Source organism: Variovorax sp. Varisp53, from assembly GCF_059491555.1.
On the sequence record NZ_CP168512.1, the window covers coordinates 3,546,404 to 3,572,512 of the forward strand.

Annotated in this window: 22 protein-coding genes; 1 reads left to right on the forward strand and 21 read right to left on the reverse strand. The window is 67.2% G+C overall.

The window, feature by feature from the left end; translation table 11 throughout:
* Positions 1 to 10 precede the first annotated feature (10 nt).
* From ACEOAB_RS16570 to alaS, 21 genes are all read right to left on the reverse strand, one after another.
* Positions 11 to 2,233, reverse strand: coding sequence for a M1 family metallopeptidase (locus ACEOAB_RS16570; protein ID WP_413748915.1), 2,223 nt, complete (start codon positions 2,231 to 2,233; stop codon positions 11 to 13).
* 639 nt (positions 2,234 to 2,872) lie between these two features.
* A complete protein-coding gene (locus ACEOAB_RS16575) occupies positions 2,873 to 4,189 on the reverse strand; it encodes an MFS transporter (RefSeq protein WP_413748914.1) in 1,317 nt (438 codons plus the stop codon).
* Positions 4,190 to 4,231: 42 nt separating this feature from the next.
* Positions 4,232 to 5,338 carry a porin gene (locus ACEOAB_RS16580; RefSeq protein WP_413748913.1) on the reverse strand — a complete coding sequence of 369 codons (1,107 nt, stop codon included), beginning with the start codon at positions 5,336 to 5,338 and terminating at the stop codon, positions 4,232 to 4,234.
* A gap of 49 nt (positions 5,339 to 5,387) precedes the next feature.
* Positions 5,388 to 6,356, reverse strand: a complete 969-nt coding sequence (locus ACEOAB_RS16585) for a PDR/VanB family oxidoreductase (protein ID WP_056521924.1) — start codon at positions 6,354 to 6,356, stop codon at positions 5,388 to 5,390.
* A 19-nt stretch (positions 6,357 to 6,375) separates the two neighbouring features.
* The gene (locus ACEOAB_RS16590) at positions 6,376 to 7,419 is read right to left on the reverse strand and encodes a Rieske 2Fe-2S domain-containing protein (protein WP_413748912.1); all 1,044 of its coding nucleotides are present in this window, start codon (positions 7,417 to 7,419) and stop codon (positions 6,376 to 6,378) included.
* A gap of 26 nt (positions 7,420 to 7,445) precedes the next feature.
* Positions 7,446 to 7,667 (reverse strand): recombinase-like helix-turn-helix domain-containing protein, encoded by a 222-nt coding sequence (locus tag ACEOAB_RS16595; RefSeq protein WP_007834985.1) that lies wholly within the window; start codon positions 7,665 to 7,667, stop codon positions 7,446 to 7,448.
* Between the two features lie 31 nt (positions 7,668 to 7,698).
* The gene (locus ACEOAB_RS16600; RefSeq protein WP_056592119.1) at positions 7,699 to 8,862 is read right to left on the reverse strand and encodes an FAD-dependent monooxygenase; all 1,164 of its coding nucleotides are present in this window, start codon (positions 8,860 to 8,862) and stop codon (positions 7,699 to 7,701) included.
* A 31-nt stretch (positions 8,863 to 8,893) separates the two neighbouring features.
* The gene (locus ACEOAB_RS16605; RefSeq protein ID WP_413748911.1) at positions 8,894 to 9,904 is read right to left on the reverse strand and encodes a Bug family tripartite tricarboxylate transporter substrate binding protein; all 1,011 of its coding nucleotides are present in this window, start codon (positions 9,902 to 9,904) and stop codon (positions 8,894 to 8,896) included.
* Entirely contained in the window at positions 9,901 to 10,872 is a 972-nt protein-coding gene (locus ACEOAB_RS16610; RefSeq protein ID WP_413748910.1) for a VOC family protein, read from the reverse strand. Before ACEOAB_RS16610 ends, ACEOAB_RS16605 begins: the two co-directional genes overlap by 4 nt.
* Positions 10,869 to 12,347: an aldehyde dehydrogenase gene (locus ACEOAB_RS16615; protein WP_056592114.1), complete on the reverse strand. Its 1,479-nt coding sequence runs from the start codon at positions 12,345 to 12,347 to the stop codon at positions 10,869 to 10,871. Before ACEOAB_RS16615 ends, ACEOAB_RS16610 begins: the two co-directional genes overlap by 4 nt.
* Positions 12,348 to 12,355: 8 nt before the next feature.
* Complete coding sequence (locus tag ACEOAB_RS16620; RefSeq protein WP_495652973.1) at positions 12,356 to 13,153, reverse strand: aspartate dehydrogenase; 798 nt, start codon at positions 13,151 to 13,153, stop codon at positions 12,356 to 12,358.
* A 14-nt stretch (positions 13,154 to 13,167) separates the two neighbouring features.
* Positions 13,168 to 14,865: a thiamine pyrophosphate-binding protein gene (locus ACEOAB_RS16625; protein ID WP_495652974.1), complete on the reverse strand. Its 1,698-nt coding sequence runs from the start codon at positions 14,863 to 14,865 to the stop codon at positions 13,168 to 13,170.
* The gene (locus ACEOAB_RS16630) at positions 14,858 to 15,691 is read right to left on the reverse strand and encodes an SDR family oxidoreductase (protein ID WP_413748630.1); all 834 of its coding nucleotides are present in this window, start codon (positions 15,689 to 15,691) and stop codon (positions 14,858 to 14,860) included. The genes ACEOAB_RS16625 and ACEOAB_RS16630 overlap by 8 nt, the downstream gene beginning before the upstream one ends.
* A gap of 5 nt (positions 15,692 to 15,696) precedes the next feature.
* Positions 15,697 to 16,533, reverse strand: coding sequence for an IclR family transcriptional regulator (locus tag ACEOAB_RS16635; protein ID WP_413748631.1), 837 nt, complete (start codon positions 16,531 to 16,533; stop codon positions 15,697 to 15,699).
* A gap of 41 nt (positions 16,534 to 16,574) precedes the next feature.
* Complete coding sequence (locus ACEOAB_RS16640; RefSeq protein WP_413748632.1) at positions 16,575 to 17,435, reverse strand: alpha/beta fold hydrolase; 861 nt, start codon at positions 17,433 to 17,435, stop codon at positions 16,575 to 16,577.
* An 11-nt stretch (positions 17,436 to 17,446) separates the two neighbouring features.
* Complete coding sequence (locus ACEOAB_RS16645) at positions 17,447 to 17,992, reverse strand: cupin domain-containing protein (RefSeq protein ID WP_413748633.1); 546 nt, start codon at positions 17,990 to 17,992, stop codon at positions 17,447 to 17,449.
* Positions 17,993 to 18,022: 30 nt separating this feature from the next.
* The gene (locus ACEOAB_RS16650) at positions 18,023 to 18,838 is read right to left on the reverse strand and encodes an SDR family oxidoreductase (RefSeq protein ID WP_413748634.1); all 816 of its coding nucleotides are present in this window, start codon (positions 18,836 to 18,838) and stop codon (positions 18,023 to 18,025) included.
* 12 nt (positions 18,839 to 18,850) lie between these two features.
* Positions 18,851 to 19,834 carry a Bug family tripartite tricarboxylate transporter substrate binding protein gene (locus ACEOAB_RS16655; protein ID WP_056592094.1) on the reverse strand — a complete coding sequence of 328 codons (984 nt, stop codon included), beginning with the start codon at positions 19,832 to 19,834 and terminating at the stop codon, positions 18,851 to 18,853.
* A 180-nt stretch (positions 19,835 to 20,014) separates the two neighbouring features.
* On the reverse strand, positions 20,015 to 21,274 hold the full coding sequence (locus ACEOAB_RS16660) for a D-amino acid dehydrogenase (RefSeq protein ID WP_495652975.1): 1,260 nt from the start codon (positions 21,272 to 21,274) through the stop codon (positions 20,015 to 20,017).
* 53 nt (positions 21,275 to 21,327) lie between these two features.
* Positions 21,328 to 22,344, reverse strand: a complete 1,017-nt coding sequence (locus tag ACEOAB_RS16665) for a 2-dehydropantoate 2-reductase (RefSeq protein WP_413748636.1) — start codon at positions 22,342 to 22,344, stop codon at positions 21,328 to 21,330.
* A 33-nt stretch (positions 22,345 to 22,377) separates the two neighbouring features.
* Positions 22,378 to 25,002, reverse strand: a complete 2,625-nt coding sequence (gene alaS, locus ACEOAB_RS16670; RefSeq protein ID WP_413748637.1) for an alanine--tRNA ligase — start codon at positions 25,000 to 25,002, stop codon at positions 22,378 to 22,380.
* A 248-nt stretch (positions 25,003 to 25,250) separates the two neighbouring features.
* On the opposite strand from alaS, the gene ACEOAB_RS16675 reads away from it, so the two are divergent.
* Positions 25,251 to 26,075 carry a ferritin-like domain-containing protein gene (locus tag ACEOAB_RS16675; protein ID WP_413748638.1) on the forward strand — a complete coding sequence of 275 codons (825 nt, stop codon included), beginning with the start codon at positions 25,251 to 25,253 and terminating at the stop codon, positions 26,073 to 26,075.
* Positions 26,076 to 26,109: the final 34 nt, after the last annotated feature.

Genomic DNA, 26,109 nt, shown 5'->3' on the forward strand with positions numbered 1-26,109 from the left:
CAAACAACGTTCAGCGCTTGAGGTTCTCGCGCAGCTTCAGGCCGCCCTGGAAGCGCAGCGCATGCGGGTACTCCTCCTTCTCCGCACCGGTGGCCACCGCCGCCATCTTCTGCTCGCTGACCTGCGTCTTGGCCAGCAGCGTCGCCGGCAGGTTCAGCACTCCCTTGATCTGGTCGTACTGCGCCTGCGTGATGCGCCCCACGCTCAGCAGCCGGAACGCGTCGCGCTCGATGTTCAGCAGCAGCGGCTTGTTGCCGGCAAAGCTCTGCGCCTTGGCCAGCAGCGCACTCCACGACTGCCCGCTGTAGTTGCTCACGTAGTAGTCCTGCCCGGTCGGCCCGGCCAGCACCGCCGTGCAGCCAGGCAGTTCCACCTGCGTGCTGTTGTTCGACATCACGAAGGTCTTGCGCTGGTCCATCGCGTCGCCGTACGCCAGCGTGACGGGGATGGTCCACGTCGAGGCCGGGTACACGTTCTGGTTGGGGAACGACTCCTGCGTGATGTTCACGTAGGTGCTGTTGCCCGCGCACTGCGCGTCCACCGTGAGCAGCGGTATGCCGGTCTGCCGGATCAGGCTGTCGCCGATCTCGCTGACCTTCTTGTCGGTCGCCTTTTCCAGAGAGCTCCACAGGCGCGAAGGCGTGACGTTGCCGAACGCGTAGTCCTTCAGGTAGATCTGCAGGCCCTTCTGCATCGCTTCTTCGCCGATGTAGTTCTGGATGGTCTCCAGCACGTGGCTGCCCTTGTTGTAGACGAAGATCGACGGGCTGATGAAGCCGAACGAACCCGCATCGTTGAGGTTGCGCTGCACGGGCACCGCGGTGCTCTTCAGGTCGGCCACGATCACGTTGTGCTTGTCCAGCACGTAGTCGGAGAAGCTGTAGTACTCGGGGTGGAACTTGATCGTGGTGCGGCGTTCGAACCAGCGCGCGAACGACTCGTTGAGCCACACGTTGTCCCACCAGTCGAGCGTGACCAAGTCGCCGAACCATTGGTGCGCGACCTCATGGGTCACCACCGTCACCGAGTACAGCGTCGGCGTGTCGCCCGGCTTGGTCAACACGCGGTCGGCAAACTCGAAGATCGAGCCCCAGTTCTCCATGCCGCCGAAGCCGGTGTTGGGCTTGTTGTCGTAGCTGTCGTTGGCTGCGACGGTATCGAACTTCTTGAAGGGCAGCGGGATGCCGGTGTACTTGTAGTAGTAGTCCATCGACACCTTGGTCCACTCCATCGCGAACTTCGCCCAGTCGGAGCGGCCCGGTGGCGTGAACCAGCGCAGCGGCATGTCGCTGCCGTCGAGCGGATTCTTGAAGGTGTCGGCCAGGACGTCGAACTTGCCGCCGCCGAAGAAAGCCAGGTACATCGGCATCGAGGGCGTCTTCTCGAAGGCCACGCGCTGGTAGCCGTCGGGCAGCTTCGTCGCCTCGATCTGCGCGCCGTTCGACACGGTCTTCCAGTCGCCCGGCACCTCGGCCGAGATCTCGAAGGTGTGGCGGAAGGCCGGCTCGTCCCAGCCCGGGAACCACTGGCGCGCATAGTTGGTTTCGCCCTGCGTCACGATGGCGTCGCTGCTCACGCCTTCAGGTGTGGAAAGGCCCACCTTGAAGACGCCGGTGGCGGCCGAGCAGAACGGGTTGCGCGCCACTTCGGCGGGCGGGCAGTACTCGGCATCTGAGAACTGGATCTTGCCGTCCCACTCCATGTGAAGCAGGTACTTGCCCTTGGCGATCTGGCCGTCGTTCAGGCGCAGCTGCACGAAGTCGCCGAGCGTCTGCGGCGTGGGGATCAGCGGGATCGCCTCGCCGGGTTTCGACACCTTGCGCAGCGTGGTGCGGCCCTTGGCGAAGTTCAGGTTGTGCGCTGCAACGACGATGGCATCGACAGGCTTGAGCACCTCGATCTCCACGTCGCCGCGGCCCACGAAGGTCTTGAGCGCCGCATCGGGGCGGAACCACAGCTTGTAGTTGCTCGGCCAGACGGTGTCGGGCAACTCCATGGGCTTGGCCGTGCGGTCGATCGCCGCCGCGGTGGGCGCGCCATCGTCGGGTGCCTTCGCCGTGGGATCGGACGCCGGAGCGGAAGCGACCGGCTCCGACGGCGCACCGAGACCGACGCCTGCGCCACCGAGCGAACCGCCACCACTGTCTCCACCGCCGCCGCATGCCGTCAGCACGGCAAGGGTCACTGCCGTGATGGCAAGATGATTGAAGACGGGTGTACTGAATTTTTTCATGATCGCCTCTAGGTACTCTTGGTAAGAAGAAACATGCGCCGTCCTGCATGCACCGGCGGATAGCCGGCGATGCGCGTGACGCGCGCGGTGATGAGATGAACAACGGGGTTATCTGAAAGAAAAGGGCAACACGATGCCCTCCCGGCGAACGCTTGCGTTCGTCAGGACCACACAGTCATGCAAAGGCACACCGCGCAAAAAGCGGTGGTCCCAGGATGCGGGGCGTAAGAGGTTCCATTCCCGTCGAAACGCGGGGTGATGGGATGCGAACGCGGGCTTGTAGCGCGAAGGCTTGCGTTCAGTGCTCGGATATCGGAGCGGTGCGTTTGCGCGAAGTGCAAACGGCACGGGCCATCTCGGCGATGGCAAGACTGTCTGCGGCTCTTGTCGTTGATTTCACGCGCATTCCCTCGTCCATTGGTGTGCGCTCAGTTTTATCTGATCGCACACGTCCGCTCAACGGATCGCGGAACTTTTCCCTCTCAAAATGTTCGCGCGCGATAGGCCGAATGGAGTCACCGCACATCGCGTGTGCCATGCGGTACGAAGATGGTTCATCGCATACGTCGCCTGCAGCGAATGCTGCGCGCATTCGCTGTGACCTTGCCGCCACAGCATCGGATTTCTGCGGCGGAACAGTTATGAAGCCTGCGACTGAGACACGCCTACCGCCGGTGGCGTACGGTCCCGCAGCCACAGCATGAAGCCGCAGCCGAACACCACCACCTGCGTGCCGATCAGCAGCGCAAAGCCCGCGAAGAAGCCCGAGGCGGAGGCTGCCGAAGCCGCGGCCGCGCCCGATGCGCCCGAACCGTGCGACACCGCGCTGATCACGCCGCCCATCAGCGCCGGCATGAAGCCCGCCACCAGGCTGCCGGCACCATTGGTCACGCCGAACGCACTGGCCGTGTGCTCGGGCCGCGAGCAGTACTGCACCGTGCTCGGAATGGCCGGGCTCTGCAGGCCCCAGAAGAAGTTGGCCGCCACGAGGCAGCACGCCGCCGCATACGGGTCACTCGCGTTGATGGCCATCAGCACCGACAGCGCCACGCCCGCGCTCGCGCCCATGAAGATGAAGGGCACGCGCTCGCGCCCGACCTTGTCGATCAGCACACCGCCCACGAACACCGCGAGCACGGTGGCGTACTGCGGCAGCGAGGCCAGCCAGCCCATCTCGCGCATCGAGAAGCCGCGCGCCTCGCGCAGGTAGGTCGGCAGCCAGTTGCTGCTGCCCCACAGGTAGGCGAGCGCGGCCGAGGTCAGCAGCGTGATGAGGAACAGGTGCCGCGTGTGCAGCGCACCCTTCACGATGCCGCCCACACGCGCCATCGCCTCGCCGAACGACGAAGGCTTGACGCCATCGGCATGAGTGGGCGGCATGCGCACGAAGGCCAGCACCAGCGGAATGCCGAGCACGATGTTCAGCACGCCGAGCACGTGGAACGAGGTGTCCCACGCGAACCGGGTGAGCAGCCCGCCCACCAGCGGATAGCCGATGGCCAGCCCCAGCCCCGTGCCCATGTTGACGAAGGCATTGGGCTTGCCGTTCTCGTCGCTGCGGAAATGTGCCTTGATGTACGACGAGGCCAGCGAGAACAGCGGCCCCTCCGAAACGCCCAGCAGCACGCGCGAGGCCAGCAGCAGGCCGTAGCTGTGGAGCATCGGCGAGGCCCACGTCACCACGCCCCAGAGGACCAGCCCGTAGACCAGGCTGCGCCGCACGCCGAACAAGGCCGAGCAAAACGGCGTGAGCACGAAGGCCGACACGCCATAGCCCAGCATGAAGGCCGTCGCCAGGAAGCCCTGGCTCACGCGGTCGGTGGCCGCGATGCCCACGTGGTTCAGGAACGCGGCATCGGTGATCAGTACTGCGATGTTGATGCGGTCCACGTAGGAGATCGCAACGATCACGAACAGCGTGAGGACGCCGTACCAACGAAAGTTCTTGCTCTGCATGATCTGTCCTGCCGGTGTGAGGGTAATGACGCGCCTGCGCGCCTAGAACATGTGGCGCATGCCGAACTCGGTGCCGCTGGAAGCGCGGTTCGGCATGGTGATCGCGCCCGCCAGGGCCTGCGATGCACCGTTCTTGTTGGTGATGCGCGCGATGGTGGCGTACAGCGCCGTGCGCTTCGACAGGTTGTGCACGTAGCCGATGGCCAGCTTCGACGACGTGGGCTTGAGCGCCGCGTTGGCGGGCTCGAGCTTGTAGCGTGCGTACGAGGCCTTGATCTCTCCCGGCCCGATGGGCAGATGGAAGCCGATGAGTGCGCCCTTGGCGTCGGTGCTGCCCTTCGATTCCTTGTACAGCTCGCTCGTGAGCTTGAGGTTCATGAGCGAGGCATCGAAGGTATAGGCCGCGCCGAGGTTGGTCACGCGCAGGTCGCCGCTCGCATAGCGCGTGCGGCCGGTGGCCAGGGCCACGTTGAGTCCGCCGCTCTGGTAGCCGAAGCGCGCGCCGGTATGCTCGCCGTCGTGCTTGTTCGACACCAGCGTGTTCGGCAGCACCGAGTTGGAAGCGTTCTCGCCCATGGCGTACATCACCTGCCCGTAGAAGCCGCCGAGATTGGCCGGCAGGAAGTAGCCAACGCTGTTCGAGGCGCGCGTGCCGGTGGGTGCCACCAGGCCGCCGAGGCCCGAGAAATAGATCTGGTTGGCGCCGATGCCGCCGCCTGTGCCGAAGGGATCGAAGATGGCCGTGTTCCAGAATGCCGGCACGTAGTCGCGCCCCAGCCGCACTTCGCCGAAGGGGCCTGCAAGGCTCACCGTCGAGCGGCGGTTGAAGCTCAGGATGCCCGCGGTGCCGTTGCCGCTGGCCTGGTTGTTCGAGTTCGACGGAAAGCCCTGCCCGCTGTCGTTCTGCAGGCCCATCTCCATCCAGAAGTTGGCCGAGTAGCCGCCACCCAGGTCTTCGGTGCCGCGAAAGCCCAGGCGGCTGAACATGTTGCCGCTGTTGGTCAGCTGCGTCTTGTGGGCCGAACCGTCGCCGCTGCCCGTGGTGTAGGTGACGGCGGCATCGACCACGCCGAAGAGCGTGACGGAAGATTGGGCCAGCGCTGCGCCAGCCGCGGTGGCCGCAGCCATCGCGATCAAGTACTTTTTCATTGAATGTCTCGGTTGGTTTTTCTCGGCCGTCTTTGGGTTGTGGCCTTGTTCAGATGTCCAGCACCAGCCGCTCGCCCTTGCAGCGAGAGACGCAGATCATCATGGTCTTGTTGGACGCACGTTCGATCTTCGTGAGGATGCCGTCGTGGTGATCGATTTCGCCCTCGATCACAGCGGTCTCGCAAGCGCCGCAGACGCCTTCCTTGCAGCTGTGGTCGGGGTTGAGGCCGGCGTCGATCAGGCTGTCGAGAATCGATTTGCCCGGAGGCACCTCGACACTCTTGCCGCTCTTTGCACACATCACCACGCAGCTCTGCGTGGCGCTGGGCGCCTCCACGTGCACGGCGGCAAAGCGTTCGATGTGCGCGTTGGCGTAGCCGAGTTGCTCGCAGCTCTTTTCAAAAGCGTCGAGCATCGGCGTCGGGCCGCAGCAGTAGTAGTGGCTGGTGGCGCCCTTGCCGGCCAGCAGCGATGCGAGGTCGGGCGGCACGCCCTTCTCGTCGTCGAAATGCCAGGTGAGCTGTACCGACTTTTCCTTCGCCAGCGCCTCGATGGCATCGCAGAAGGCCGCCTCCTTGCGGGTGCGTGCGCAGTACAGGATCTCGACAGGCTTGCCGATGGCCACCAGCCGCTGCAGCATGCACCAGATGGGCGTCACGCCGATGCCGCCGGCCACCAGCACCGAGCGCTCGGCGCCCTCTTCCAGCTTGAAGTTGTTGCGCGGCGCCGAGATGGGCAGCGTCATGCCCACGCGCAGCTGCTGGTGCACGTAGCGGGAGCCGCCTCGGCTCTTGCGGTCGTTGAGCACGCCGACCACGTAGCGCTGGCGGTCGCTCGAAGGGTTGCACAGCGAGTAGCTGCGCACCAGCCCGTTGGGCAGGTGCAGGTCGATGTGGGAGCCGGCCTCGAAGGCGGGAAAGTCCACCGCCGGCGTGGCCGGCCGGAACTCGACGCTGACGATGCCGTCGGCCTCGTAGCGCATGGTGTGCACGAGGGCGTTCAGCGTGGGAGAAGACATGGCGATGCTCGCTTGCTGTTCAGGCCGTGGTGGCGTCGGCCTCGGCCAATTGGGCGACCGCGAGGTTGCGCATGTGGCGGCGCAGGCGGACGATGCCCAGGTCGTGCTGGTACAGGTTCTCGTGCTGGTTGGCGTCGGGCTCCATCTCTTCGAGCATCACGCGGTCCTGCTCCAGCACGTGCCAGTGGCGCGCCTCCAGGCGGTTCTTGTAGAGGAAGCGCCAGGTGTCGCGCTCCCAGCCTGCTGGCAGCTTGCGCACGCGCCAGAAGAAGGTGGCCGTCATGCCCTTCGCGATCGGCGAGAAGGCACCGATGATGATGAAGTTGCCGCCGGGGCCGCCGGTCTTCGGGTACGGGATTTCGAGGCGCATCCAGTGGATACCGGTGTCGGCCCATTCGGTCCAGTCGAAGTTGACGTTGCGCTGGCCTTCCTTCTCGAACACGAAGCCGATGTCGGTCGCGCGAATGCCGAACTTGGCGCTCGAGTCGCCCTCGGCCATCGAGTGCGACTGCTTGTGCAGGTACGTGCCGTGCATCGGGTCCATCACGTTGTCGAGCACGTAGCGGTAGTCGCCCTTCCACTCGGTGTAGCAGAGGAAGCTCGCGTATTCGGCGTCGTCTGTCAGCTGCTCGGGCAGCACCAGCGGCGGCGGCGCGTCGACCGATTCCTTCGAGTTGTAGAGGAACACGGCGCCCGCACGCTCCTGCACATGAAAGTGCCGCGTGGCCTGCGAGCCTTCCAGCTTGCAGCCGGGGCTACCGGGCACGCGCGTGACGACGCCGTCGTGGCGCACCTCGACGCCGTGGTACGGGCACGAAAGGCGGTCGCCGAGCACCACGCCCTGCGACAGCGGCGCGCCGCGGTGCGGGCAGCGGTCTTCCAGCGCATGCAGCACGCCTTCGTTGTCGCGCCACAGCGCGAGCTTGCGGCCGAGGCGACGCAGCGAGATGGGGTTCTCCTTGATGAAGTGCGAGGGGCAGATCGGATACCAGAGATCCTTCAGGCCGATCTCGAGCAGATGGTCCACCGGGTCGGCGGGGACGGGGGTGATGGCGATGGTCATGGTGATGTCTCTCTCTGTCTCTCTGCTCAGGCGCCGAGCGCAGCCATTTCCTTGCGGTACAGCGCTTCAGTCCACGGCTGGCCGCCGGGGGTGGCGAGGCCGCTGTCGTTCAGGCGCTGCACCAGCCCGCCAAGGTCGTGGATGCCATCGGCAAAGGCGCGCTCGATCACGTCGCCCAGCAGGTCTTCGTAGGTGGTCGCGGGGCGCTGGCGCGCCTGGTGCGGTTGGAGATAGCGGTCTTGTTGCATCGTGTGCCTCCGTGGAGTGAGGTGGAATGAATCAGGCGGTGGCGGCCATCGCGGGCGTGCCGAGCGGCGCAGTCCAGGCGTCGTAGCCGTAGACCCAGTCGGCGTTGCCGCCTTCGCGCAGCCAGTTGTTGCCGCGCGAACCGAGCTGCACCTGGCTGGCTCGCTCGATACGGGCGGTCTCGAAGCTCTTCAGCGCGGCCGGAACATCGGCCATGGCCACGCCTTCGAGATGACGCGACAGCACGACCGCGTCTTCGATCGCCATGCCCGCGCCTTGCGCCATGAAGGGCAGCATCGGGTGCGCGGCATCGCCCAGCAGCGCCATGCGGCCTTGCGCCCAGGCGGGCATCGGGTCGCGTTCGTACAGCGCGGTCTTCAGCACCGTGTCGCAGGCGTCGAGCAAGGCGCGCGCCTCGGGGTGGTAGGCCACGTATTGCTCCCGCAGCTCGTCCACGCTGCCGGGCGCGGTCCACGATTCGAGGTGCCAGGTGTCTTGCGGCGTGGTCGCGAAGATGAAGATGTCCCTGCCCCGGTTCAGCGGGAACGTGACGATCTGGCTCTGCGGGGTCGGGCCCCACCACTTGGTGAAGGCGCCGAGGTTCGGCACGCCCGCCACGCGCTCGGCCGGCACCACGGCGCGGTAGGCGACGATGCCGGTGAAGCGCGGGCTCTCGGCGCCGAACATGGCGGTGCGCACGCACGAGTGGATGCCGTCGGCGCCGAGCAGCACGCCGACACGGGCGCTGGTGCCGTCGGCGAACGAGAGGCTCACGCCCTTGTCATCCGCGGCGATCTTCTCCGCGCGCTTGCCGAGGGCCACGCACTCGGCCGGAAACATGTCGGCCAATGCGGCCAGCAGGTCGGCGCGGTGGATGGTGAGCTGCGGCGCGCCGTAGCGTTGCTCCGCCGAATCGGCCATTTCCAGTCGCGAAGTTTCCTCGCCGGTGTCGTAGGTGCGGCTGATGCGGTGCGACGGGCGCGCCGCCGTCACGCGGGCCGCCTCGCCCACGCCCAGGCCGTCGAGCGCGCGCACGGCATTGGGTGTGAGGTTGATGTCGGCGCCGACGCGGGCGAACTGCTTCGCCTGCTCGAACACCACCACGTCATGCCCGGCGCGCCGCAGCGCAATGGCAGCCACCAGGCCACCGATGCCGGCACCGACGATGCCGATGGTGGATTCGCTTGTTGTCTTCATGGGTGTTTCCGCTTTGGTTCTTGCGTGCGGCTCACTCGGCCACGATGTTGCGGGCCTTGATGATCTTGGCCCACACGGCTGTCTCGTCGCGGATGAGCGCAGAGAACTCGGAAGGCTTCATCGCCGCGTCGGTCATGCCCTGCGCCTTCAGGCGCTCGCGCACATCGGGCTGGGCCAGCATCTGCGCCGCGTCCTTCGCGAGCTGCTCGACCACGGCCGGCGGCGTGCCCTTGGGCGCCAGCAGGCCATACCACGAGGTCACGGTCACGCCCTGGATACCCTGTTCGGCGAGCGTCGGGATGTCCGGTGCGGCGGGGCTGCGCTTGGCCTCGGTCACGCCCAATGCGACGAGCTTGCCGTTCTTGATGAAGGGCATGGTCGCGGGCAGGTTGCTGAACATCAGCGGCACCGAGCCGCCGAGCACGTCGTTCAGCGCGGGCGCCGTGCCCTTGTAAGGCACGTGCAGCAGATCGATGCCGGCCTGCTGCTTGAACAGCTCGCCCGCCAGGTGCAGGCCGCTGCCCACGCCCGGCGAGGCGTACGACAGCGTGTTCGGCTTGGCCTTGGCCAGCGCCACCAGTTCCTTCGCGCTCTTGATGCCCGACGACGGCGAGGCCACCAGCACGTTGGGCGCCTTGGCGAGCATGGTGACGGGCACGAAGTCCTTCTCGATGTCGAACGGGAAGTTCGGCATCAGCGTCGGGTTGATCGTGAGATTGCCTGCGGGCACCACGAGCAGCGTGTGGCCGTCGCCCTTTGCACGCTTGACCTTGTCGATGCCGATGTTGCCGGCCGCGCCGACCATGTTCTCGACCACTGCCGCCTGGCCGTAGCGCTTGGCGAGACCGTCGGAGAGAACGCGCGCCAGCGTGTCGACCGGACCGCCGGGCGGGAACGGCGAGACGATGGTGAAGCGCTCGCTGGCGAGTTGCTTCTGCGCATCGCTCTGCGCGTGCACGGGCGAGGCGATGGCGAAGGCCGCCAGCGCTGCGAACAAAAGGGAGAAGGAAAAACGTCGTTGCATGGTGGTCAAGGGATTCATTTCTTCTCGGTGAGAAAGGCACCTTTGGGGCCTTCCGCGTTCTTCTGACGCCGCGTGTTGCCGTCGAGGCCCCCATCGACCGCCCATTCGGCGAACACCGTGGGGCCGGGCTCGAATTCGCGCGGCTGCCATTCGGCGGTGAGCTGGTCTTCGTCGGCGTAGTACTCGATCAATCCGCCGGCCGGGTTCTTGAAGTACCAGAAGTACGCCGAAGACACCGGGTGACGGCCCGGGCCGAGCTGGGTTTCCCAGCCACGGCGCGAGAAATGCAGGCCGCCGCCGAACACCTCGTGGATGTCGCGCACGGTGAAGGCCACGTGGTTGAGCCCGCGCTTGCCCGAAGGAATCTGCAGCAGGAACAGGTCGTGGTGGCCACCCTCCGTCGCGCAGCGCATGAAGGCGCCGCGGTTCGGATAGCTGTCGGACGAGACGAAGCCGAAGCGCTGCGCGTAGAACGCGCTGGTGGCCTTCACGTCGCTCACGAAGAACACGACGTGGCCGACCTCGATGGGCGTCGCGCGTTCGTAGATGGGTGCGGCCTGGTTGATGCGCGGCTTGGCGTTCCAGGTGTTCATGGCGCCGCATTCGACGTCGACGGCGTGCTTGCGGCTGACCTGCAGGCGCACGGCCAGGCCGTTGGGGTCGGTGCAGCCGATGCGGCGTGCGCCGTCGACCCTGCTGTCGGTGAAGGCCGGGTCCTGCGCGATGGCGGCGGCGTAGCGGTCCAGGTCGGCGTCGCTCTCCACGCCCCACACCACTTCGCGCAGCGTCGGGCCCTCTTCCATCGCGCTCGGCAGGCCCGGCTTGTCCAACGCCGCAACGACAACCTTGCAGCCGTTGAGGCACTCGAAGACGAGTTCGTCGGCGGCCTCCGACTTCAATGCAAGGCCCCAGTCCTGGAAGAACTGGCGGCAGGCGGGCAGGTCGTCCGCCCCGTAGGTGATCTGGTCGATGCCAAGTACGCTCATGTCAGTGCCCACGGCAAGGGTTGTTCGTTCGTGCCCCAGTACATGCTCTTCTGCTCCATGTACTGGAAGATGCCTTCGCGGCCCTTCTCGCGGCCCAGGCCGCTGTCGCGCCAGCCGCCGAACGGCGTGGACACGGAGAACTGCTTGTAGGTGTTGACCCAGACCGTGCCGGCCTGCACCGCGCGGCCGAGCTTCCAGGCGCGCTTGAAGTCGCGGCTCCAGATGCCGGCGGCCAGCGCGTAGACGCTGTCGTTGGCCTGCGCGATCAGCGACTCTTCATCGTCGAACGGCATCGCGACGAGCACCGGGCCGAAGATCTCTTCCTGGCTGATGCGCGCGCTGTTGTCGAGGCCCTCGATGATGGTCGGCTTGTAGAAGTAGCCGTTGTCGTAGACGTCGCCATGGGGCCGGACACCGCCGGTGCGGATGCGGCCGCCTTCGGACACGCCCAGGTCCACATAGCGCTCGATGCCCTCGCGGTGCTTCGCCGTGATGAGTGGCCCCATCTGCGTGCGCTCCGAGGCCGGATCGCCCACGCGCAATGCATTGGCACCTTCGGCCAGCCGCGTGAGGAACTCGTCGTAGATGCCGCGCGCCACGAACAGGCGCGAACCCGCAATGCACGACTCGCCCGACGAACTGAAGATGCCGTACAGCACGCCGCTCACCGCATGGTCGAGGTCTGCGTCGTCGAGCACCATGGTGGGCGACTTGCCGCCCAGCTCCAGCGACACCGGCATCATCTTGTCGGCCGCGATGTGCGCGATGTGCTTGCCGGTGGTGGTGCCGCCCGTGAACGACACGCGCTTGACCAGCGGATGCTTGGTGATCGCATCGCCGATGACCGAACCCTTGCCCGGCAGCACGCTCACGATGCCCTTCGGCACGCCGGCCTGCTCGCAGATGCGCGCCAGCTCCAGCGCCATCAGCGGCGTGACTTCGGCGGGCTTCACGACCACCGCGTTGCCGGCGGCGAGCGCGGGCGCGAGCTTCTGGGCTTCGCTCGCAATGGGCGAGTTCCACGGCGTGATGGCCGCGACCACACCCATCGGCTCGTGCACGCTCATCGTGACGAAGGCGCCGCGCGAAGGGGTGATGGTTTCCTCCAGCGTTTCGAGCGCTGCCGCGAAGAACTGGAAGGTGCCCGCGGCGCTGGCCACGAGGTTGCGGGTTTCGCTGATCGGCTTGCCGTTGTCCAGGCGCTGCTTCTGCGCGAGCGACTCGCCCTCTTCGCGGATCAGCTGCGCCACGCGGTGCAGCACGGCGGCGCGCTCGTGCGGCAGGCGCTGGGCCCAGCCGCTGGTGCGGAACGCATGGTCGGCACGGGTGATGGCCTCCTCGACATCGGCGAGGCTCGCGGCCTTCAGGCGCGCGATGGGTTCGCCGGTGGCCGGATAAAGGCTCTCGTACACGTCGCCGCCGCCCAGGCGCCATTCGCCGGCGATGCAGATCGGGAGAAGTTCGGAAGAAATCATGGGGTGACTCAGATGGCGAGCGCGGCGACGCGGTTGCGCAGCGCGCGCACGGCGCTGTACACGGTCAGCGCCGAGGTCTTGGGATTGGCCGCGAGCGGCTTGTTGCGCATGGTCAGCTCGAAGCTGCCGAAGGCGCCTTCGGCTTCGACGGTGTGCACGTTCTCGGTGGTGGCAGGGTCCGCAATGAGGCGCACCAGCGTCTTGTCCAGCCCCAGCCCCGCGAGCGAAACGGTGGCCGCGACGTTGGCGTTCTTCGGATACAGCAAGGCCGCTTCGCGCGCGCTGCCTTCGAAGATCACGGTTTCGTGGGCCAGCGTGTCGAGGTTGCGGCCCTGCTCGGCCGGCGTGCCCTTCCAGGCCTGCGGCGGCTTGCGGCCGGTGTAGCGCACGCTGTCGAGGCCGCCGATGCGGGCCGCGGCAAGCGCGTCGATGGCGCCGATGGCACCGGGAATCAGCTGTACCTCCGTGTTGCCGGCAATGGCGTCGGCCTCGAGCTTCTCGGCGAAGCCTGTGGCCGACAGCGCGCCGACAGACGCCACCACGCAGGGCGTGCCGCGTGCCAGCGCGGGCAGCACGTGCTCTTCGATGGCGGCATGGCCGGCCGTCTCGACCACGAGGTCGATGCCGGCGGCGGGCACGGCGCTGCCCACCTGTGCGTCGGGGGCGGCCTTCTGCGCGGCGGCGATGCCTTCCGCGGGCACGACGATGGCCACAACCTCGAGGGCCGGATCGCCCCGGAGCAGTTCGAGCACCGAAGTGCCGATGGCTCCACAGCCGATGAGTGCAATGCGCGTGATGGCGGGCATGGGAAAGGCTCCGCTCACTTGGCCGCGCCGAGCGCAGGAATCTGCGTGACCGTGTTGGTCGGCGGGCCGGCGAAGGTGGTCTTGAAGCCGCCGATCGACAGCATGTCGATCTCCAGCAGGAACGGGCCGTTGGCGGTCAGCGCCTCGTCCAGTCGGGCCGGCAGATCGGCCAGGTCCTGCACGCGGGCGTGCGGCAGCGCGATCGACTTGCACAGCAGGTCGTAGTCGGGCGTGTGCAGCTCGGCATAGCACTGGCGGCCGCCGTACTGGGCGTCCTGGATGTTCTTGATGACGCCATAGCTCTTGTCGTTCATCAGCACGATCACCATCGGCGCCTTCTCCTGCACCATGCAGGCCAGCTCGCCCAGGTTCAGGATGAAGCCGCCATCGCCGGCCAGGCAGAAGGTCTTGCGGCCCGAGCCCGTCACCGCCGCGCCGATGGCCGCGCCAATGGCGATGGGCATGGCCTGACCGATGCCGCCGCCCGTGGTGTGCTCGGCGGCGCTGGGTTCGAAGACGCGCAGTTCGCGATTGCCCCAGGTGCTGTTGGAAACGGTGACGTCGCGCACCCAGTTGAACTTGCGGCCGGCCACCGACTGGATCTGTCGCACGAGTTCGGCGTACGGGCCGAGGCCGTCGCGCAGCGTGGCAACCGCCTGGTCGTGCGCGGTGCGCAGGTCGACCAGCAGCTGCGGGTCGGCCTTGTACTTGGCGGCTTCGAGGCGGTCGGCCAGGCCGTCGAGGGCCAGCGCGGAATCGCCGCAGACGAAAGCCTCGGACGCGTAGCAACGGCCTTCGGCGGCGGCATCGGCATCGATGCGGTAGAGCGGGTGTGGCAGCTTCAGTTCGTACTTCAGCGTCTCGTTGCCGCGCAGGCGCGAACCGACCACGAGCATCGCATCGCAGGTCTGGTAGAGGGCCTCGACCGGCTTCTGGATGTTGTAGGCGCCGAGCGATCCGGCGTCGTCCTCGGGCACCGTGCCGCGGCCCTGCGTCGTGGTGACAACGCCGAAGCCCAGCTTCTGCAGGCGCTGGATGGCGGCGCGTGCGTGGCGGGCACCGCCGCCGACCCACAGCATCGGGCGCTTGGCAGTGGCGAGGCGCGCGGCCAGCGCGTCGAGCGCGGCGGCCGAGGGCACGGGCCGCTCGATGGGCAGCGGCGACAGGTCGGCCGGCATGGTCGTCAGCGCCGACTGGATGTCGATCGGAATCTCCACGCTGACCGGGCCGGTGGGTGCGGTCAGCGCGAGCTGCACCGCGCGCTTGAGCGTGCCGAGCACCGTCTCGACGCTGCGCACGCGCAGCGCGGCCTTCGACACGGCCTTGAGCATGGTGAGCTGGTCGGGCGCCTCGTGGATGTACGACATGCCCTTGTCCAGGTACGGCGTCTCGATCTGCCCGGTGATGTGCAAGAGCGGTGCGCCGGCCGTCAGCGCCTCGACCATGCTGCCCGCGATGTTGCCCGCGGCCGGGCCGGTGCTGGTGATGCACACGCCCAGGCTGGCGGTGGAGCGCGCATAGGCATCGGCCATGTTGCCCGCACCCGCTTCGCCCCGCGCCGAGATGAAGCGGATCGTGCCGCGCTGCGCGAAGGCATCGAGGATCGGCATGTTGTGGATCGAGATCACGCCAAAGGCTGCCTTGACGCCGCACTGCTCGAGGAAGGCGGCAACGACTGCGCCGACCGTGACGGTTTTGTTGGGGTTATGCATGGCGCGAAAGGCCTCCGGAAATGTCGATGTGGCTGCCCGTCGTGTACGACGCGAGCGGGGAAGCAAGAAAAAGGATCGCGCGCGCGGCTTCGGTCGGAAGCCCCAGGCGACCCAGCGGGATGTGTTTGTTCTTCGCGAGTTGACCGCTCCAGGCGGCCCAGTCCTGCGACTTGTCTTCGCGCGCCTCGAAGCGGCGGCGCCACTGGCCGGACTCGACGAGGCCGATCAGGATGCCGTTGACGCGCACGCCCTGCGGCGCGAACTCGGTGGCCATCGAGCGCACGAGGTTCAGCAGGCCGGCGCGCGCGGCCGAGGTGGCGACCATGTGCGGCTCGGGCTGGCGCGCGAGCAGCGAGTTGGCACAGACGATGGCCGCATCGCCCAGCACCGCGTGCTGCGCCGCGAGCTGCGGCAGGAAGGCACGCGTGGGATTGATGACGGAGAAGAACTTCAGGTTGAGCTCTTCGGTCCAGGCCGCATCGTCGGTGTCGGCAAAGGTGGAGACGCGGCCCTGCCCTGCGTTGTTGACGAGCATCGAGGCCGGCCCGAGCGCGGCCTCGCTGGCGGCGGCAAATGCCTTGACCGATTTGGCGTCGAGCACGTCGCAGGCCTGCGCGAAGAGCTTCGCATCCGGGTGCTGCTTGCGCAGGCCGGCCACGGCCGCGTCGAGCCGTTCGGCATTGCGGCCACACAGCGCGACGGCCGCACCGCAGCCGAGCAGCAGCTCGACGGTCGCGAGGCCGATGCCCGACGAGCCGCCCGTGACCACGGCCACGCGCCCGGCCAATGCGTCGGCGGCAAGGAGGGAAGAAGAATGCGTCGTCATGATCGTCATGCGCTGCGAAGCGGCACCACTTTTGCGGCGCGCGCGGGCGAATAGTTCAGCAGGCCCGAGATCTCGTCGGCCGTGCTGCGCACGCGCAGCACCATCTCGTCCATGCGGCTCTCGTCGATGTGGTCCGAGGTGACGGTGGCTCCCAGCGCCGCCACGATGTGGCCGCTGTGGTCGCGCACCGGCGCGGCGATGCTGGAGATGTTCGATTCGAAGAAGCCCTCGCCCAGCACATAGCCGCGCTGGCGGTCGGCCTGCACCATGTCGAAGAGTTCGTTCACGGTCTTGGGTGTGCTCGGCGAGAAGGTCTCGAGCTTGTCCTCGGGGTAGAGCGCGCGCAGCTGCGGCAGCGTGAGGTCTTCGAGCAGGATGCGGCCGAGCACCGTGGCGTGGGCCGGCAAGCGCGTGCCCACCGTCACCGAGCTCGCGAAAGGCGTAGGCGGCGCGACCTTGGCCACGTAGACGATGGAGCGGCCGTCGCGCACCACCAGGTTGCAGGGCGTGCGCAGCTCGTCGCACAGGCGGTTGAGCAGCGGCGTGCCGAGTTGCGTGAGTTCCAGCGAGGCAAGGTATTCGAAGCCCAGGCGCAGCACGGCAAGGCCCAGGCGGTAGTCGCGCCCGCCCTCGGCGCGTTCCAGAAAGCCCATGTTCTCCAGCGTGGTGAGCAGGCGGAAGACGGTCGAGCGCGGCAGGTCGAAGCGGCGGGCCAGTTCGGGGGCGGAGAGTGTGCGGCTCTCGCGGCTGAACTCGCACAGCACGCGCAGGCCGCGCTCCAGCGCCGGCACGTTGTAGCGGTCGGCGCCCTCTTCCATCGCTTCGTTGTCGTTGGTGGCCATGCCTGTTCTTTCCTTGAATTTCTTGTCTGTGTGTATTGCGGTCAACCGGCGAGCGATTCGCGCAGCAGCGTGGCGACGGCCTGCGGTTGCTCCACATAGCCGGCGTGCCCCGCATCGTCCAACAATTCGAGCGTCACGCCGCACTGGCGCGCGACCTCGGCGCACGACGCCGGCGGCGTGACCACGTCGAGCGCGCCGCAGGCCACACGCACCGGCATCGGCGGCGGCAGGTCGGCCAGCAGGTCGGCGTTGCACAGCAGCTCGACGGCCTGGCGGTAGCCATGGTCGTTGAGGCGGGCCATGTTCCAGCGCACCCACCGGCGGGCGTGGTCGCTCGCCTTGTCGGACACGAGCCGGCCCGCACGCTTCGTGGCCATGCCGGCGATGCCGAGTTCGTCGAGCGTGGCGAGGCGTTCGGTGCGGACCTTGGCGCGGGCTTCCGCGCGGGACGGCGCGCCGTAGCCGATGGCGGGGCTGACGAGCACGAGGCGGCGGATGCGCGAATCGGTGCGTGCGGCCGACGCGGCGGTGATCGCGCCGAGCGAGTGGCCGACGAGCACACACGAATCGATGGCGAGTGCGTCCAGCAAGGCGCTCAGCCGCGCCGCGTAGTCAGCGGCAGTCGGTGCGGCGGCTTCGAGTGGCGTCGATTCGCCATAACCCGGTGCGTCCCACGCGATCAGGCGGGCCTGCGACGCCAGCAGCGCGGCGGTGTCGAGCCACGACGCCGCACCCGAGCCGATGCCGTGCAGGCACACGACCACCGGGCCCCGACCGCATTCGCGCACCGACACGACGGCGCCGCCACCGACCGCGACATTGCGGGCCGGAAAGCGTGCATCGAGCCGCGCCAGCTCAGAGGCCGGCAAGGTCGTCAGGTCGGAAGCGATGGCGTCGTTCATGGCCGGCTCGCTCAGCGCTTGATCTTGGTCAGCGGGTGATCGGCAGGGTACGTCGGCGTCACGGGCTTCTTCGCGCCGAGCATCACGCACATCAGCGCGTCTTCGTCGCCGATGTTGATCTCTTCGCGGTACACGCCGGGCGGCACCGAGATCAGGTCGCGGTCGGTCATGATGGTCTCGAAGCGCTCGCCGTCTTTCTCGATCACCACCTTGAGCTTGCCGCGGATCAGGAAGAACACTTCTTCCACGTCGGTGTGCAGGTGCGGCGGGCCTTCGTGGCCGGCGGGGATCACCATGGTCGAGAAGGTGAAGTGCTCGGCGGGCACGGTGTTGACGTCCTTCGCAACGCCGGTGCCGCCCGTGCCCACGTAGCGCATCTGCGCGCGGCGGAACTTGGGGTCGAAGTCGGCCTGGAACTTCAGCGCATCCCAGTCGTACTTGCGGGTTTCGTAGCGTGCGATGCGGGTGTTCATCCACTCCGCGAGGCTCGCGCCTTCGGGCTGCGCCAGGCTGTTGTTGCCATCGGTGATCTTTTGCTGTTCGGACAGATCGCTCATCAGGTGTACTCCTTGGTCGGAAAAATTCGTTCAGTGCATCGCGAAGCCGCCGTTGACGGCAAGCAGTTGGCCGGTCACGAAGCGCGAGAGGCCGGAAAGCAGGAACAGGGTCGCGCCGCACACGTCGGCGGCCTGCTGCTCGCGCGGGATGGCGCGGCCTTCGAGGTATTTCTGGTGGCGCGCCATCGGCACGTACTCGGTGGCCTCGACCAGCGTGAGGCCGGGTGCCACGGCGTTGACGGTGATGTTGTCGCCGCCCCATTCGCGTGCCAGCGAGCGCGTCATGGCAATGACGGCGCCCTTGCTCGACGCATAGGCCAGCAGGTTGGGCGCGCCCCACAGTGCGGTGTCGGAAGCGAGGTTGACGATGGCGCCGCGGCCGCTTTCGGCCAGCGCGGCCCGGCAGGCGCGGCCCATGAGCCAGCTGCCGCGCACGTTGACGTCCATCACGCGGTCCCACATGTCGATCTCGAGCTGGTGCGCGTCGCGCCCGCCCGAGTTGGTGATGGCGGCGTTGTTCACGAGTCCGTCGAGGCCACCGAGCAGTCGGATGGCCTCGTCGGCGCAGGCCACGATGGAGCCCGGGTCCGACAGGTCGACCGGCAGCGCGTGGGCGATGCGGCCTGCTTTGCGCAGCGCCTGCGCTTCGGTGTCGGCCAGTTCGCCCAGGATGTCGGCCAGCACCACGCTCGCGCCCGCCGCGGCGATGCACTGCGCGAAGGCAAGCCCCAGGCCGCGCGCGCCGCCGGTCACGAGGATGCGGCGGCCCGCCAGCAGGTTGGCGGGCAGTTCGGCCAGCAGTGCCTGCAGGCTCGAAGGATCGGGAATGGTTTTGAGTTCGGACATGGGATGCGTGGTTCAGTCGGCCTGGATGCCGAGCTCCTTGATGACCTTGCCGAAGCGCGTGTAGTCGGCGGCGTTGGTCTTGCCGAGCACGCCGGCCTCGCCGCCCACGGGCGTGGTGCCGAGCACCGCCATGCGCGGGGCGATCTCGGGCATCTTGAGGATTTCGTTGAAGTGGCCGTTGAGCATCTTCACGATCTCGGGCGGCAGGTTGCGCGGGCCCCACAGGCCGTTCCAGGCCGTGACTTCGACGTCCTTGTAGCCCATCTCCGCCAACGTCGGCACGTTGGGCGCGAGCGGCGAGCGCTGGGCCGAGGCCACCGCCAGCGGGCGCAGCTTGCCGTTGGCGATGTACGGCGCCACCGGGCCCAGCGTGATGAAGGTGACGGGCACGTGGCCGCCGAGCACATCGTTGATGGCGGGTGCCACGCCCTTGTACGGCACGTGCGAGAGGCTCGCGCCCGAGGTGCGGGCGAACATCTCGCCGAGGATGTGCATCGGCGAGCCGCTGCCCGGGCTCGCATAGCTCAGCGACTTGCCGTCCTTCGCGGCGGCCACCGCATCCTTCACGCTCGCGAAGCCGCTGCTGCCGGCGGCCACGAGAAACAGCGGCTGGCTGCCCGTCTGCACGATCGGCGTGAAGCCGTTCAGCACGTCGTAGCCCGCGGCGCCGTTTGTCTTCAGCACCAGTTGCGCGATCGAGAAGGTGCTGGGCGCGAGCAGCAGCGTGTAGCCGTCGGGCGCTGCCTTCGACACGTAGGCGCTGCCGATGATGCCGCTGGCACCGGGGCGGTTGTCGACCACCACGGGCTGGCCGACGCGCGTCGACAGCTTTTCGGCGAAAAGCCGCGCCAATGCGTCGGTGTCGCCACCGGCCGGATAGGCAACGACCAGGGTGATTGGCTTGCTCGGGTAGCTGTCTGCCCAGGCGAGTCCGGTGGCGCAAGCGGCCGCCAGGGAAATGGCAGCGGCAAAGGCATGGCGGCGTGTGTGCTTCATCGGGTTCTTTGGATCGCGGTTTTGTTTCACTAAAGAAACAACGATTTATTAATGGAACGCCACGAAGAATACCGAGGAAGACAACTTCACGACTAAGTACAAACCCTGATCCTTGTGACACAACGAAAACAGGGCGGCCTTTGCGGGCCGCCCTGCGGGATTGGAAAGTGCGGTTGCCGCTCAGCCGCCGTAGCGCGCCACCGTGAGGCCTTCCATGTCGATCTCGGGCGCCTTGCCCGCGATCAGGTCGGCCATCACGCGGCCCGTACCGGCCGCCATGGTCCAGCCCAGCGTGCCGTGGCCGGTGCTCAGCATCAGGTTGGGAATGCGGGTGGCGCCGATCACGGGTGTGCCGTCGGGCGTCATGGGACGCAGGCCGGTCCAGAAGGAGGCGTCGCGCACGTTGCCGCCGCGGGGGAACAGGTCCGTCACGACGTGTTCGAGCGTGTCGCGCCGGCGCTCGTTGAGCCGCAGGTCGAAGCCCGAGAGCTGCGCGGTGCCGCCCACGCGGATGCGATCGCCCAGCCGCGTGACCGCGACCTTGAAGGTCTCGTCCATCACCGTCGATTCGGGCGCGCCGCCCGCGTCGGTGATGGGCACGGTGATCGAGAAGCCCTTGACCGGATACACCGGCAGCGGGATGCCCAGCGGCCTGACCTGCGGGGGTGAGTAGCTGCCGAGCGCGACGACGTAGCGCTCGGCGGTGAAGCTGCCGGCGTCGGTGCGCACAGCCGTCACGCCCTTGACGGCATCGTGCTCGAGCGCCTGGATATTCACGCCGAACCTGAACTTCACGCCCTCGGCCTCCGCCAGCTTGGCGAGTGCCTGCGTGAACTTGAAGCAGTCGCCGGTCTCGTCGCCCGGCAGGCGCAGGCCGCCCACGAACTTGTTTTTCACCGATGCAAGCGCGGGCTCGTACTGCACGCAGCCTTCACGGTCGAGCACCTGGTAGGGCACGCCGGAGGCCTTGAGCACTTCGACGTCTTTCGAGGTGCCGTCGAGTTGCTGCTGTGTGCGGAACAACTGCAGCGTGCCCTGCATGCGCTCGTCGTAGGCGATGCCGGTGTCGGCGCGCAGGGCCTTCAGGCAATCGCGGCTGTACTCGGCGAGCCGCACCATGCGGCCCTTGTTGATCTCGTAGCGCGCCTGCGTGCAGTTGCGCAGCATCGCCAGGCCCCAGCGCCACATGGCCGGATCGAGCATCGGCTTGATGACCAGCGGGCTGTGCTGCATGAGCATCCACTTGATGGCCTTGACCGGCACGCCTGGCCCGGCCCACGGCGCCGAGTAGCCGGGCGAGACTTCGCCCGCGTTGCCGAAGCTGGTTTCGAGCGCGGGCGCCGGCTGGCGCTCCAGCACCGTCACCTCGTGCCCGGCACGCGCCAGGTAGTAAGCCATCGAGGTGCCGATGACACCGCTGCCGAGAATCAGAACCTGCATGAGAACAACCCTTTGAAAGCTGCTGCAACGCAGCCGAGGGTACAGGCTAAGCGCTACAGGCCGAGCGCATCCTGCAATTGCCGTGCCGTCCAGCGCTTCGGCTGTTGCGGCCAGGCCTCGAGCAGCGAGACCATGCGCGCATTGCGCGGCGCGCTCAGGCCGTGCTCCTGCGCGAGGCGCACGACCTCGCCGCTGAGCGAGTCGATCTCGGTGCGGCGGCCCAGCGCAAGGTCGTCGGCCATGCTGGAGCGGGCCTTGGCGTCGATGCGCAGCATGCGCGCCGCAACGATGCGAAACAGCCAGTCGGGCAGGCGCAGCAGGCTGACCAGCCGGTGCGCCGGAACGGCAGCGACCTGCGCCGGTGCAATGCCCGCGACCTTGAGGATGTCCAACGCCTCCTCGATCAGCGACGCGAAGCAGCGGCGGTAGCCGCGCAGCATCAGCTCTTCGCGCAGCGGCAGACCCGAGAGCGCGTTGACCGAGTTGTTGAGGTTGAGCATCAGCTTGCCCCACTGCACGGGCAGCAGGTCGGCATGCAGGTCGAGCGGCACGCCGGCGCGCTCGAACACGGGCAGCCAGGGTCGCAGCGCCGCATCGTCTTCCGCGGCCAGCCGGCCACCGGTGCCGCGATGGAAGGCGCCGGGGCCGATCTCGGCCACGTTGTACGGCACCATGCCGGCCCGCACATTCAGCGAGGGGCCAGTCTGCGATGCAGCCGCCGAATTGGAGATGCCGTTCTGCAGCGAGACCACCGTGGTGCCCGCGGGCAATGCAAAAGCCAGCTCGCCGGCCGCCGCGGCAGTGGCGCCGCTCTTCACGCACAGCAGCACCAGCGAAGGCCCCGCACCCACCGGGACCTGGTCGCACAGCCGCAATTTTTCGGCAGGCAGCCGGCGCGTCGCCCCGTCGATGTCGGTGAGCGTCAGGCCATGCGCCGCGAGCTTGTCCAGCATGCGCGGACGGCCGACGAAAGTGACGGGCACGCCGGCCGCCGCAAGGCTGCCGCCGATGAAGCACCCGATGGTGCCCGCCCCCATCACGAGCACTTCACCGGGGGTTGCGTCTGGCATGAAGTGCTTGTGCGGGTCTAGGCGGATGGATGGTCAGGCGCGTTCCGCAACCCAGGCCTGCACCGACTGCAGCGCGACCGCAAGGCCCGCCGCGTTGGTGCCGCCGGCCATGGCCATGTCGGCCTTGCCGCCGCCCTTGCCGCCGACCTGCTGGGCCACGAAGTTGACCAGCTCGCCGGCCTTGACCTTGCCCACGCTGTCGGCCGTGACGCCGGCCGCGATCTGCACCTTGTCGCCGTCGACGGCGGCCAGCACGATGGCGGCCGTCTTGAGCTTGTCCTTGAGCTTGTCCATGGTGTCGCGCAGCGTCTTGGCGTCGGCGCCGTCGAGCTTGGCCGCGAGCACCTTGATGCCGTTGACGTCCACGGCCTGCGACACGAGCTCGTCGCCCTTCGACGACGCGAGCTTGCCCTTGAGCGCGCCCACTTCGCGTTCGAGCGCCCTCACCTGCTCCAGCACCTGCGTGAGCCGGCCCTGCAGCTCGGCCGCCGGCGACTTGAGCGTGGCAGCCACGCTGTGCACGGTCGATTCGAGGTCCTGCAGGTAGGTGAGCGCGTTGGCACCCGTGACCGCTTCGATGCGTCGCACGCCGGCGGCCACGCCGCCTTCGCTGACGATCTTGAAGAGGCCGATGTCGCCCGTGCGGCCCACGTGGGTGCCGCCGCAGAGTTCGCGGCTCGTGCCGATGTCGAGCACGCGCACGGTCTCGCCGTACTTCTCGCCGAACAGCATCATCGCGCCCGTCTTCTGGGCCGACTCCATGTCCATCACGCGGGCCTGGGTCGGCGCGTTGGCGAGGATCTCGGCGTTGACGCGCTTCTCGATCTCGACGATCTGGTCGTGCGAGACCGGCGCGTTGTGCGCGAAGTCGAAGCGCGTCTTGTCGGCGTCGACCAACGAGCCCTTCTGCTGCACGTGGTCGCCCAGCACTTCGCGCAGGGCCTTGTGCATCAGGTGGGTGACCGAGTGGTTGCGCATGGTGGCGGCGCGGCGGGCGGTGTCGACCGCGGCCTTGACCGTATCGCCGACCTTGAGCGTGCCCTGGGCCTGCGTGCCGTGGTGGCCGAACACGTCGGCCTTGATCTTCTGCGTGTCTTCGACGCCGAACTGCACGCCTTCGGCAACGAGGACGCCCTGGTCGCCGACCTGGCCGCCGCTCTCCGAATAGAAAGGCGTGGTGTCGAGCACCACGATGCCGGGCTGGCCTTCCTTCAGTTCCTGAACGGCAGCGCCTTCGAAGTACAGCGCCACGACTTTGGCGTTTTCCTCGAGGTGGTCGTAGCCGGTGAAGGTGTTGCCCGCCCCGGCGTATTCGACGTTGCGGTCCATCTTGAACTTGCCGGCCGCGCGGCCCGCGGCCTTCTGCTTTTCCATGGCGGCGTTGAAGCCGGCCTCGTCGACGCTCACGCCGCGCTCGCGGCACACGTCAGCCGACAGGTCGAGCGGGAAGCCGTAGGTGTCGTGCAGCTTGAAGGCGACCTCGCCCGGCAGCACCTTGGCATCGCCGGCCAGCGCCGCGTCGAGGATTTCCATGCCGTTGGCCAGCGTCTCGAAGAAGCGCTCTTCTTCGGCCTTCAGCGTATCGGTGATGCGCTTTTCATCGGCCACCAGCTTGGGGTACGCATCGCCCATGAGCTTCACGAGGTCGGGCACCAGCTTGTGGAAGAAGGGCTTCTTCTGCCCCAGCTTGTAGCCGTGGCGAATGGCGCGGCGGATGATGCGGCGCTGCACGTAACCGCGGCCTTCGTTCGACGGGATCACGCCGTCGGCCACCAGGAACGAGGTGGCGCGGATGTGGTCGGCAATCACCTTGAGCGAGTTGTTCGCGAGGTCCTGCGTGCCGGTCTCGCGGCCAGCCGCCTTGATGAGCGCGTCGAAGATGTCGATCTCGTAGTTGCTGTGCACGTGCTGCAGGATCGCGGCCAGGCGCTCCAGGCCCATGCCGGTGTCAACGCAGGGTGCGGGCAGTTTCTTGACCGAGCCGTCGGGCTGCATGTCGAACTGCATGAACACGTTGTTCCAGATCTCGATGTAGCGGTCGCCGTCTTCGTCCGGGCTGCCGGGCGGGCCGCCGGGGATCTCGGGGCCGTGGTCGAAGAAGATTTCGGAGCACGGGCCGCAGGGGCCGGTGTCGGCCATCATCCAGAAGTTGTCGGACATGTAGCGGCCGCCCTTGTTGTCGCCGATGCGCACGACGCGCTCAGGCGGCAGGCCGATTTCCTTGGTCCAGATGTCGTAGGCCTCGTCATCCTCGATGTAGACGGTGGCCCAAAGCTTCTCAGCCGGCAGCTTGTAGACCTCGGTCAGCAGCTCGAAGGCCCACTTCAGCGATTCGCGCTTGAAGTAGTCGCCGAAGCTCCAGTTGCCCAGCATCTCGAAGAAGGTGTGGTGGCGCGCGGTGTAGCCCACGTTCTCGAGGTCGTTGTGTTTGCCGCCGGCGCGCAAGCAGGCCTGGACCGAGGCGGCGCGCACGTAGTTGCGCTTGTCTTCGCCCAGGAACACGTCCTTGAACTGGACCATGCCCGAGTTGGTGAACATGAGCGTCGGGTCGTTGCCCGGCACCAGCGAACTCGAGGCCACCACCGTGTGGCCCTTGGAGGCGAAGAAATCGAGAAAGGTCTTGCGGATGTCCGCGACCGTGAATGTGGGCTGGCTCATCTTTGGATTCGTCTTCTGTCGAGGGCGGCGCGGCGATGGCGACCCTCATGTCGAACCCACTGCGGCGAACCGGCCTAACTGCTTGATTTGCTTGAACAAACGATTATAGGTTTGGCCATGCGCCCGCGCCGCCTCGCAAGCTGCACGATCCGGAGGCCACGGCTAATATGTGACTTGGCGCAAAAGAAGAGAACCAAATGCGGCCGGCGCCATCCGTACTTGTACGGACACAAGATCAAGGAGCTCGAATGGCAAGTCAAGAGGCGGATCAGCACTGGAAGATCGAAGACCTGGATTTCTCGCGCATCGCGCTCGACAAGGTACGCCCGGACGAAAATCTCTTCTACCTGGTGACCTCCGCCTCCTTCGTCGAGAGCGGCTCGGACCTCTACACACAAAACCTGGTCGATTTTTTCCGGGGCGACGACGAGGTCACCGACTGGTTGTCGAACCACTGGGAACTCGAGGAACTGCAGCACGGCAGGGCCCTGCGCGCATATGTCCGCCACGTATGGCCGGAGTTCGAATGGGATGTCGCCTACCAGGGCTTCCTGGAGGAATACGCGACCTACTGCAAGGTCGAGTTGCTGGCCCCGACCCGCGCCCTCGAAATGACCGCCCGCTGCGTGGTCGAGACCGGCACCGCCACCTACTACCGCGCCATGGCGCGCTGCACCGACGAGCCCGTGCTGCAGGACCTGGCGACCCGCATCGCGACCGACGAAGTCAACCACTACAAGCACTTCTATCGCTTCTTCCGCCGCTACCGCGAGCAGGAAAAGCTGGGCCGAATGCGCGTGATGGGCACCATCGGCCGGCGCACGCTCGAACTCAAGAGCGAAGACGCCGACTGCGCGATCCGCCACGTGGTGAAGACGCGCTCGCCCGGCCGCGCCACCGACACGGCCTACGTGCAGCAACTGAGCGCGGACATGAACAGCACCATCCGCACCAACCTGAGCCCCGGCCACACGCTCAAGATGCTGATGCGGCCGCTGGAACTACCGGCAAAGGTGCAGACGGTCATCCAGTACCCGATCATGCAGTTCATGCGGCACGTGTTCCTGCGCTGATGGCGGGAAAAATACTGCCAAATAGTTCACGTTT

What these genes read in the sequence shown, in the direction of transcription:
- ACEOAB_RS16570 (WP_413748915.1), bottom strand. Translation starts at nt 2,233, where the DNA reads ATGAAAAAATTCAGTACACCCGTCTTCAATCATCTTGCCATCACGGCA.
- ACEOAB_RS16575 (WP_413748914.1), bottom strand. Translation starts at nt 4,189, where the DNA reads ATGCAGAGCAAGAACTTTCGTTGGTACGGCGTCCTCACGCTGTTCGTG.
- ACEOAB_RS16580 (WP_413748913.1), bottom strand. Translation starts at nt 5,338, where the DNA reads ATGAAAAAGTACTTGATCGCGATGGCTGCGGCCACCGCGGCTGGCGCA.
- ACEOAB_RS16585 (WP_056521924.1), bottom strand. Translation starts at nt 6,356, where the DNA reads ATGTCTTCTCCCACGCTGAACGCCCTCGTGCACACCATGCGCTACGAG.
- ACEOAB_RS16590 (WP_413748912.1), bottom strand. Translation starts at nt 7,419, where the DNA reads ATGACCATCGCCATCACCCCCGTCCCCGCCGACCCGGTGGACCATCTG.
- ACEOAB_RS16595 (WP_007834985.1), bottom strand. Translation starts at nt 7,667, where the DNA reads ATGCAACAAGACCGCTATCTCCAACCGCACCAGGCGCGCCAGCGCCCC.
- ACEOAB_RS16600 (WP_056592119.1), bottom strand. Translation starts at nt 8,862, where the DNA reads ATGAAGACAACAAGCGAATCCACCATCGGCATCGTCGGTGCCGGCATC.
- ACEOAB_RS16605 (WP_413748911.1), bottom strand. Translation starts at nt 9,904, where the DNA reads ATGAATCCCTTGACCACCATGCAACGACGTTTTTCCTTCTCCCTTTTG.
- ACEOAB_RS16610 (WP_413748910.1), bottom strand. Translation starts at nt 10,872, where the DNA reads ATGAGCGTACTTGGCATCGACCAGATCACCTACGGGGCGGACGACCTG.
- ACEOAB_RS16615 (WP_056592114.1), bottom strand. Translation starts at nt 12,347, where the DNA reads ATGATTTCTTCCGAACTTCTCCCGATCTGCATCGCCGGCGAATGGCGC.
- ACEOAB_RS16620 (WP_495652973.1), bottom strand. Translation starts at nt 13,153, where the DNA reads ATGCCCGCCATCACGCGCATTGCACTCATCGGCTGTGGAGCCATCGGC.
- ACEOAB_RS16625 (WP_495652974.1), bottom strand. Translation starts at nt 14,865, where the DNA reads ATGCATAACCCCAACAAAACCGTCACGGTCGGCGCAGTCGTTGCCGCC.
- ACEOAB_RS16630 (WP_413748630.1), bottom strand. Translation starts at nt 15,691, where the DNA reads ATGACGACGCATTCTTCTTCCCTCCTTGCCGCCGACGCATTGGCCGGG.
- ACEOAB_RS16635 (WP_413748631.1), bottom strand. Translation starts at nt 16,533, where the DNA reads ATGGCCACCAACGACAACGAAGCGATGGAAGAGGGCGCCGACCGCTAC.
- ACEOAB_RS16640 (WP_413748632.1), bottom strand. Translation starts at nt 17,435, where the DNA reads ATGAACGACGCCATCGCTTCCGACCTGACGACCTTGCCGGCCTCTGAG.
- ACEOAB_RS16645 (WP_413748633.1), bottom strand. Translation starts at nt 17,992, where the DNA reads ATGAGCGATCTGTCCGAACAGCAAAAGATCACCGATGGCAACAACAGC.
- ACEOAB_RS16650 (WP_413748634.1), bottom strand. Translation starts at nt 18,838, where the DNA reads ATGTCCGAACTCAAAACCATTCCCGATCCTTCGAGCCTGCAGGCACTG.
- ACEOAB_RS16655 (WP_056592094.1), bottom strand. Translation starts at nt 19,834, where the DNA reads ATGAAGCACACACGCCGCCATGCCTTTGCCGCTGCCATTTCCCTGGCG.
- ACEOAB_RS16660 (WP_495652975.1), bottom strand. Translation starts at nt 21,274, where the DNA reads ATGCAGGTTCTGATTCTCGGCAGCGGTGTCATCGGCACCTCGATGGCT.
- ACEOAB_RS16665 (WP_413748636.1), bottom strand. Translation starts at nt 22,344, where the DNA reads ATGCCAGACGCAACCCCCGGTGAAGTGCTCGTGATGGGGGCGGGCACC.
- alaS (WP_413748637.1), bottom strand. Translation starts at nt 25,002, where the DNA reads ATGAGCCAGCCCACATTCACGGTCGCGGACATCCGCAAGACCTTTCTC.
- ACEOAB_RS16675 (WP_413748638.1), top strand. Translation starts at nt 25,251, where the DNA reads ATGGCAAGTCAAGAGGCGGATCAGCACTGGAAGATCGAAGACCTGGAT.